We start from the raw sequence: 8,303 nt of genomic DNA, 5'->3' as shown, positions 1-8,303 counted from the left end.
CCCCCTCCGAGCTTCGGGCCCGCCGCGCGGCCCGAAGCTCGGAGGGACACCCGCCCGCCGACCGACGGGGCCCGGTGCCACCGGCACCGGGCCCCGTCGCGTCCATGACGTCTGTGCGCCGGTGCTCCCGCCGGTTCCTGTCGCTGTGTGGTGACCCCGAGCCCCTGGTTCCTATCAATGTCTGTGGCGTCCCCGAGTCCCCGGCTCCCATCGGTGGGTGGCGCCCCCGAGCTGCCCGCTTCCCATCGGTGGGTGGAGCCCCGAGCTGCCCGCTTCCCGCCTCAGCGGGGACCGTTTCCAGGGCGGGTGTACGGCGCGACCGGCGCGACGGGCCTGGTGGGAGCCGGCGGCCTCACGCGCCGGCGGGCGCGCCGTGCCCGTTCGGGCGAGTCGCGTGCCCGAGGCGGGCAGGCGGGCAGGAGGGCGGCGGACGGCCGCACGGGCACGGCGTATCGACGCGCACATCTCTACGGCGGAAGGGGCCCGAGGACCGGCGAGGGCAAGGCAAAGGCCCGCGGACGCGGGGGTGTGCGTCCGCGGGCCTTCGCCTTGCCCGCACTCCGGGGGGTTCGTGCGGGAGTCAGAGGGGCCGACGGAAGCCGCGCAGGGCGGCGACCATACCGAGCACGGCGATCACCGCGCTGATCAGCACGGACGGGATCGCGTGGTCCAGGCCCGGCACGTCGAGCGCGAGCGCGCGGCTGGCGTCGATGGCGTACGTCAGCGGGTTGACCGAGGCCACCGCGGCCAGCCAGTCGGGCAGGTCGGCGACGGGGACGTAGGCACTGGAGGCGAACATCAGCGGGAAGATCACGATCAGGGCGAGGTTCTGGAGCGGCTCGGCCCGCCGCAGCCACGCACCCGCCGCGATGAACGCCCAGCCCAGCGAAAAGCTGATGAAGACCGTCAGGCCGGCGGAGAGCGCCAGCTCGGCCGCGCCGCCGTTGGGGGAGTAGCCCAGCACGGTGATCGCCAGCACCATGATGATCAGCACCTGCACGGTGGCGCGCACCAGCCCGACCAGGCTGCGCGCGGCCGGCAGGGCGCCCGGATGGACAGGCAGCGACCGCAGTCGGGCGACCATGCCGTTCTTCTGGTCCTCGACCAGACCCACACCGGACTGCATCGCGGACTGGGCGGCGTTGTCCACGAGGATCGCCGGCAGCACGTAGTCGAGGTAGCTGACGCCCTCCGGGAAGTGCGGCGGCATGCCCATCTTGCTGAACACCTGGGTCAGGACGAACAGGATGACCACCGGTTGGATCAGGCCGAAGAGGACGATGCCGGGGTCGGTCACCATGGCCCGCAGCGACCGCCCGGTCAGGATCCGTATCTGGGCGGGGAGCGAGGTCCCCCCGAACACGGGCGCCGTGCCGGCCGCGGTCCGGGGCGCGGCCGGACGGGGGGCCGGGGGCAGCTGAGTGGTCACGGGGTCCTCCACAGGAGACGTCGGGCGGCGGTTCCGCCCGCCGGGTGTCGCGGTGTTTCGGTGACGGCGCACGGCGCCGGGGGCCGGGGGCCGGGGTCTCACACAGGTGTGCGGGACGCGGCCTGATCGGCGAGTGCCAGGTACACGTCGTCCAGGGTGGGCTCGCCGAAGGTGAGTTCGGTGGCCTCGACGCCCACCTGGTCCAGGGCCCGGACGACCTCGGCGATCTCCCGGGTGGCGTCGATCGGGACGACGACGGCGCGGGGGTCCTCCTCGCCGACCACCGGGGCGAACCCCGCGCCGCGCAGGGCCGCGCCCGCCGCGTTCCGGTCCTCGCCGGTCTCGAGGGCCAGGGTGACCGTGCGGCGGCCGACGGTCGCCTTCAGTTCCGCGGCGGTCCCGGCGGCGACGACCCGGCCGGCGGACAGCACCGCTATGGAGTCGGCCAGCCGGTCGGCCTCCTCCAGGTACTGGGTGGTCAGCAGCACCGTGGTGCCCTGCTCGACGAGGCCCTCGACGATCTCCCACAGGTTGAGCCGGCTGGACGGGTCCAGGCCGGTGGTCGGTTCGTCGAGGAAGAGCACCGCGGGCGCGCCGACCAGGGACACGGCCAGGTCGAGGCGGCGTCGCAGCCCACCGGAGTAGCCGCTCGCACGCCGGTCGGCGACCTCGGTCAACTGGAACAGCTCCAGGAGTTCGTCGGCGCGCGCCCGGGCCGCCCGCCGTCCGGCGCCCAGAAGCCGGGCGATCAGGACGAGGTTGTCGCGTCCGCCGAGTTGCCCGTCCACGGAGGCGAACTGCCCGGTGAGCCCGATCCGCCGACGGATCTCGACGGGCTCGCGGGCCACGTCGTAACCGGCGACCGCGGCCCGCCCCGAGGCGAGCGGCAGCGCCGTCGTGAGGATGTTGACCAGGGTGGTCTTCCCGGCGCCGTTGTGACCGAGCAGCCCCAGGACCGTCCCCCGGGGCGCGCTGACGCTCACCGAGTGCAGGGCCTGGACCGGGCCGAAGGACTTGCTGACGCCGTCGGCCTCGATCATCAGGTCACCGGTCCCACCGGCCGGTCCTGACGGGGCGGCGACGGGCGTGACGGTCGGGTTCATGAAAGGTGCTCCCGCTGGTGGGGCCGCGCCGGGTGAAGGGCGGCCGGTGGAAGGCGGAGGACGCTCCGCGCAGGTCGACCGGTCGGCCGGTGGCCGGCCGGGCACGCGTCCGGGGCCCGCGCGGCGGGCGGCACCGGACCTCGCCACGGGCACGGACGGTCCCCGGCCCGTGCGTCTGCGGTGGTCGACGGCCCGCGCGCCGCGCCCGAACGGGCACGCCCGCGACCGGTTCGGGCAGAGGACGTGCCGGTGCGCGTGCACCTGCGTGCGTCCGAACGTACGGCGGGCAGGGCGCGGGACCGGGTGGGAACGGTCACCGGACACCGCCGGCAGCGGCGTCGGCCGACCCGGTCGTGCCGTCCGCGGTGTCCCCGGGGAGGCCGGCGCCGTCCATGAGGCGGAACAGCTCCTCGTCGGACGCGGAGTCCAGGTCCAGCGGGCCGGCGGCGCGGGCCGGCGTTCCGTTCCGGGCGGGGGCCCAGCGGCCGGCCAGGGCCCGCAGCCGGGCGCCCGTACCGGTGTCGAGGGCCGCGCCCGAGACGAGCAGTTCCTCCAGCTCGTCCACGAGGGAGGCCGCGTCCCGAGGGCGCCGAGGACCGGAGGGCCGGAGCCCGTCGCGCACGAGACGGGCCACGGCGGCGGGGGAGGGGTGGTCGAAGACCAGGGTCGGAGGCAGCCGCACGCCGGTCGCGGCGGTCAGGCGGTTGCGCAGCTCCACAGCGGTCACGGAGGTGACGCCGAGGTCGGTGAACACGGTGTCCGCCCCGGCCTCGGCGGGGAGTTCACCGCCCACCACGGCCGCCAGCTCGCCCCGCACCAGATCGACGACCAGCGCCTCGGCCTCCTCCTCGGACAGGACGGCCAGCCGCTCCTCCAGCTCGGCCCGGGGGTCGCCGGTCGTGGCGGTCGCCGCCGGCGGCCCCACGGCCACCGCCGCGGAGGGCACCGAGGCCAGCCAGTACGCCTCGTGCCGGAAGGCGTAGGTGGGCAGATCCACCGCGCGCGCTCCCGGCAGGGCCGCCCGCCAGTCCACCGGGAGTCCCGCCGCGTGCAGGCGTACGGCGGTGGTGAGAAGGGCACTCGCCTCCTCCTCGCCGTCCCCGCCGCGCAGCGCCGGCACCACCACGGGCGCGGTGGTCGGCTCCCCCTCGCCCAGGCACTCCTGGACCATCGGGGCGAGGGCCGCCTCCGGGCCCAACTCGACGTAGACGGTGGTGCGTTCCTCGGCCAGCCGGTCGATCGCGTCGGCGAACCGCACCGTGTCCCGGACGTGGCGCACCCAGTGCTCCGGATCGCGGGCCTGCCGAGCGGTGAGCGGCCGGCCGGTGACGCAGGAGACGAGGGGCACGGTGGGCGCGTGGAAGGACAGGCCGGCGACCGTCTCGCGGAAGGCGGCGAGCATCGGCTCCATCAGTGGTGAGTGGAAGGCGTGGCTGACCGCGAGGAGCCGCGTCCGGTGCCCGGCGGCGGAGAGTTCGGCGGTCAGCTCCGACAGGGGCTCCCGCGCGCCGGACAGGACCACGGAGCGGGGCCCGTTGACGGCGGCGACGGCGACCTCGTGGGTGCGGTCCGCGAGCAGGGGCAGGACCTCCGCCTCGGAGCAGCCCACCGCGACCATGGTCCCGCCCGGTGGCAGCGCCCGCATCAGCCGGCCGCGCGCCGCGACCAGGGCGCAGGCGTCCCGGAGCGACAGCACGCCCGCCACGTGAGCCGCGGCGATCTCGCCCACCGAGTGCCCCACCAGCCGGTCGGGGACGGTCCCCCAGGACTCGAGGAGCCGGTACAGGGCCACCTCGAAGGCGAACAGCGCGGGCTGGGCGTAGCCGGTTCCGTCGAGCGACGCCGCCTCCTCGCTGCCCGGCGGGGCCCACATGACCTCGGTCAACGGCCGTTCCAGCAGCGGATCGAGGAGGTCGCACACCTCGCGCAGGGCCGCGTCGAAGACGGGGAAGGCGGCGGCGAGCCCGCGCCCCATTCCCGGGCGCTGGCTGCCCTGCCCGGTGAAGACGAACGCCGTCTCCGCCGTGGCGCCCGGCAGGGTGCGGACGGCGCTCCCGGGGGTCTCCCCGCGGGCGAACGCCTCCGCTGCGGCCCGTAGTCCGTCCCGGTCGTCGCCGGTCAGCACGGCCGCGCGCGGGTGCAGCGTACGGGTGGTGAGCAGGGAGTAGGCGATGTCCCGGCCGGACAGCTCGGGGTGCGCGGCGGCGTGGGCGGCCAGCCGCCGGGCCTGTCCGCGCAGCGCGTCGCCGTCCTTCGCCGACACCAGCCACGGCACGGCGGCGGCCGGGTGAGCGGAGCCCTCGGGGTACGTGGCGTCGTCCGGCTCCCGCGCGGGCGCCGGGTCCGGGTCCTGGGCCGGATCCGGCGCCTCGGCCAGGATCAGGTGGGCGTTGGTCCCGCTGATGCCGAAGGACGAGATCCCGGCGCGCCGCTGCCTGCCGTCCTCGCGGGGCCAGTCCCGGGCCTCGGACAGCAGCCGTACGGCGCCCCGGTCCCAGTCCACCCGCGTGGTCGGGGTGTCCGCGTGCAGGGTGCGCGGGAGCAGGCCGTGCCGCAGGGCCAGCACCATCTTGATCACGGCGGCGGCGCCCGCGGCGGCCTGGGTGTGCCCGAGGTTCGACTTGACGGAGCCCAGCCACAGCGGCCGTCCCGGCGGCCTGTCCTGCCCGTAGGTGTCCAGCAGGGCCTCCGCCTCGATGGGGTCGCCCAGGGCGGTGCCGGTGCCGTGCGCCTCGACGGCGTCCACCTCGCCGGCGCTCACCCCGGCGTCGGCCAGGGCCTGACGGACGACCTGGCGCTGGGCGGGGCCGTTGGGCGCGGTGAGGCCGTTGCTCGCGCCGTCCTGGTTGACGGCGGAACCCTGGATCACGGCGAGGACGGGATGGCCGTTGCGGCGGGCGTCGGACAGCCGCTCGAGCAGCAGCAGGCCCGCGCCCTCGGACCAGGCGGCGCCGTCCGCGCCCTCACCGAAGGACTTGCAGCGGCCGTCCGGCGAGAGACCCCGCAGCCGGGAGAACCCGGTGAAGGCGGCCGGGGTCGCCATCACGGCGACCCCGCCGGCCAGCGCCAGATCCGACTCCCCGGCCCGCAGGGAACGGCACGCCAGGTGCAGGGCGACCAAGGAGGACGAGCAGGCCGTGTCCACGGTCAGCGCCGGGCCGTTCAGACCGAGGGCGTAGGCGATACGACCGGACAGCGCGCCGCCCGCGGTGCCCACCGGCAGCAGGCCCTCCAGGTCCCCGGCCGCGTCGGCCGCGCCCGCGGCGTAGTCGTGGTACATCGCGCCGGTGAACACGCCGGTGCGGCTGCCGCGCAGCGTCGCGGCGTCGATCCGGGCGCGCTCCACGGCCTCCCAGGCGGTCTCCAGCATCAGCCGCTGCTGCGGGTCGGTGGCGAGGGCCTCCCGCGCGGACATCTGGAAGAAACCGGCGTCGAAGTGGGCCGCGTCGCGCAGGAAGCCGCCCTCGCGGGCCACGGAGGTGCCGGAGGCGTCGGGATCGTCGCCGAAGAGGGCGTCCAGGTCCCAGCCCCGGTCCTCGGGGAAGGCGGACACGGCGTCGGTGCCCTCGCGCAGCACCTCCCACAGGGCCTCGGGGGAGTTCGCGCCGCCGGGCAGGCGGCAGGCCATGGAGACGATCGCGACCGGTTCGCCGTCACCGGCAGCCGTTCGGGCCGGTGCCGTCACATCGACCACCTCGCCGGGCCGGCCCGCTCCGGCGAGTTCGCGGGCCAGGGCGGCGGGGGTGGGCAAGTCGAAGGCGAGGCCCGCGGGCAGCGGCAGGCCGGTGGCCTCGGACAGCACGTTGCGCAGCCGCACCGAGGCGACCGAGTCCAGCCCATGGGCACGGAACGTGGTGTCCGGACCGATGGGCGCCGGCGTCGTGCCACCGTCCCCGCCCTCCCCGGACGCGGCGGTCACCTCGGCGACCGCCGCGATGACCAGGTCGAGCGCGGTACGCAGGTCGGGGCGGACCACGTCGTCCGGGAGCGGCGCGGGACGCGCGGCGTCCTCGGCGAGGAGCCGTTCGAGCGCCAGCCGGTTGATCTTCCCGGCGGGAGTGCGGGGCAGCTCGGGCAGCACCACCAGCTCCAGCGGCATCTTGTACTCCGCGAGGCCCAGCCCGCGCAGGAACGCCGTGACCTCGTCCAGCCCGACGGTGCCGCGCGGACGGCCCGGCGCACCGCCCGAGGCACCGGCGGTGCCCGGGGCCCCGTCCTCCGCCGGGCGCTCGGTGACCACGAGAACCGGGTACTCGCCCAGCCGCGGGTCCGGCTTGGCGACGACGGCGAGCGGGCCGATGCCGGGCAGGTCGGCGAGGAGCGCCTGGACCTCCACGGCGTTGAACTTCCGGCCGCCCACGTTGATCAGTTCGGCGGACCGGCCGTGGAAGACGACCAGCCCGTCCTCGCCGATCGAGGCCAGGTCGCCGGTGCGCAGCCAGCCGTCCCGCGACACCACCCGCCCGGTCAGCTCCGGCTCGCCGAGGTAGCCGCGGAACATGCTGGGACTGCGGTAGTGCAGTTCGCCGGGCTCACCGGGCGGGCACGGGCGGCCGTCCTCGTCCAGGACACGCAGCTCGGCGTCCCGCGTGGGGCGGCCCACGCTGCGCGAGGCCACGTCCGGCGGGTCCCCGGCCAGGCTGCTGGTGCCGTTGCCGGCCTCCGACATGCCCCAGACCACCACCAGAGCCGTGTCCAGGACCTCGCGCACCGAGCGCACCAGCGCCGGGGGCAGGGCGGCCCCCGCGGTGAGGACCCGGTCGGGACGGAAACCCGCGCCGTCGGCGGAGCCCTCCGCCCGGGAGACCATGTCGTGCAGTTGGGCGGGCACCGCGACCACCACGGTCGGGTGCTCCCGCCGGGCCAGCTCGAAGAACCGGTCGACATCCCAGGTGCCGAGGAGCACCTGGCGGCCCGCGCGGAACAGCGCCGAGTACGCCGACTGCAGGCCGAAGCAGTGGGTCAGCGGGCACGCGGTCAGCACCGTACCGGCGTAGGCGTCGGCCGAATCCTCGGTCGCCGCGCGGGAGTTGGTGAGCAGTCCGTCGTGGGAGTGCACACAGATCTTGGGCCGTGCGGAGGTGGTGCCGGAGGACGGCAGCAGCAGGAACGGCGACTCGGGACGCACCTCGACGGGGTCGGGCCGCTGTCCGGAGAACCGCTCCAGCAACCCGGTCACGGTCCGCGTGCCGGGGGCGGCCGTGTCCCCGGTGACCAGCACGGTGCGCAGTGCGGGCAGCGCCTCGCGCAGCGTCGCCGCCGCCAGCGGCCCGCCGTCCTCCTGTGTGCGCGGCGGCAGGACGAGAGCGGCCGGGCCGACGCGTTCCAGCAGGGCCCGTACGTCGGCGGCGGCGTTGCCCTGGTGCACGGGCATGGTGACGGCCCCGACCTCGGCGGCCGCCAGATGCAGCGTCAGGTACTCCCAGCTGTTGGGCAGGTGCAGGGCCACCACGTCACCGGGGGCGATGCCCGCCTCCTGAAGACCGCGCGCCAGCGCGTCCACCTCGGTCCGCCAGGCGTTCCAGGTCCGGGCGCGCTCGCCGTCGAGCAGGGCCGTCGCGTCGCCGCCGCGGCGCACCGCCGCGGCGAACACCTCCGGCAGGGTCAGCCCGTCCAGGGACCGGCCGGTGGCACCGGGTGGATCGGTCGCGTAGTCGTGTGCGTGGACGGGCACCATCACTCCCGGGATGTCGAGCGTCGCCGTCGTGCGGGGATCGGCTCAAGGCTCTTGCCGAGCGGTCCGGGTTTTCCCTAGAGATGCGGGCGGGGCA

3 protein-coding genes are annotated in these 8,303 nt (G+C 76.0%); all 3 read right to left on the bottom strand.

The window, feature by feature from the left end; genetic code table 11:
- Positions 1–580: 580 nt before the first annotated feature.
- The 3 genes from ACFZP7_RS01070 to ACFZP7_RS01060 all read right to left on the bottom strand — a co-directional run bounded on the left by ACFZP7_RS01070 (position 581) and on the right by ACFZP7_RS01060 (position 8,209).
- Positions 581–1,429: an ABC transporter permease gene (locus ACFZP7_RS01070; RefSeq protein ID WP_052731564.1), complete on the bottom strand. Its 849-nt coding sequence runs from the start codon at positions 1,427–1,429 to the stop codon at positions 581–583.
- Positions 1,430–1,527: 98 nt separating this feature from the next.
- Entirely contained in the window at positions 1,528–2,532 is a 1,005-nt protein-coding gene (locus ACFZP7_RS01065) for an ATP-binding cassette domain-containing protein (RefSeq protein ID WP_385633549.1), read from the bottom strand.
- Between the two features lie 313 nt (positions 2,533–2,845).
- Positions 2,846–8,209, bottom strand: a complete 5,364-nt coding sequence (locus ACFZP7_RS01060; protein WP_385633548.1) for a beta-ketoacyl synthase N-terminal-like domain-containing protein — start codon at positions 8,207–8,209, stop codon at positions 2,846–2,848.
- Positions 8,210–8,303: the final 94 nt, after the last annotated feature.

It is taken from the genome of Streptomyces sp. SudanB5_2050 (genome assembly GCF_964272335.1).
GTDB classification, from domain to species: domain Bacteria; phylum Actinomycetota; class Actinomycetes; order Streptomycetales; family Streptomycetaceae; genus Streptomyces; species Streptomyces rochei.
This window is presented reverse-complemented; position numbering and strand designations above follow the sequence as displayed.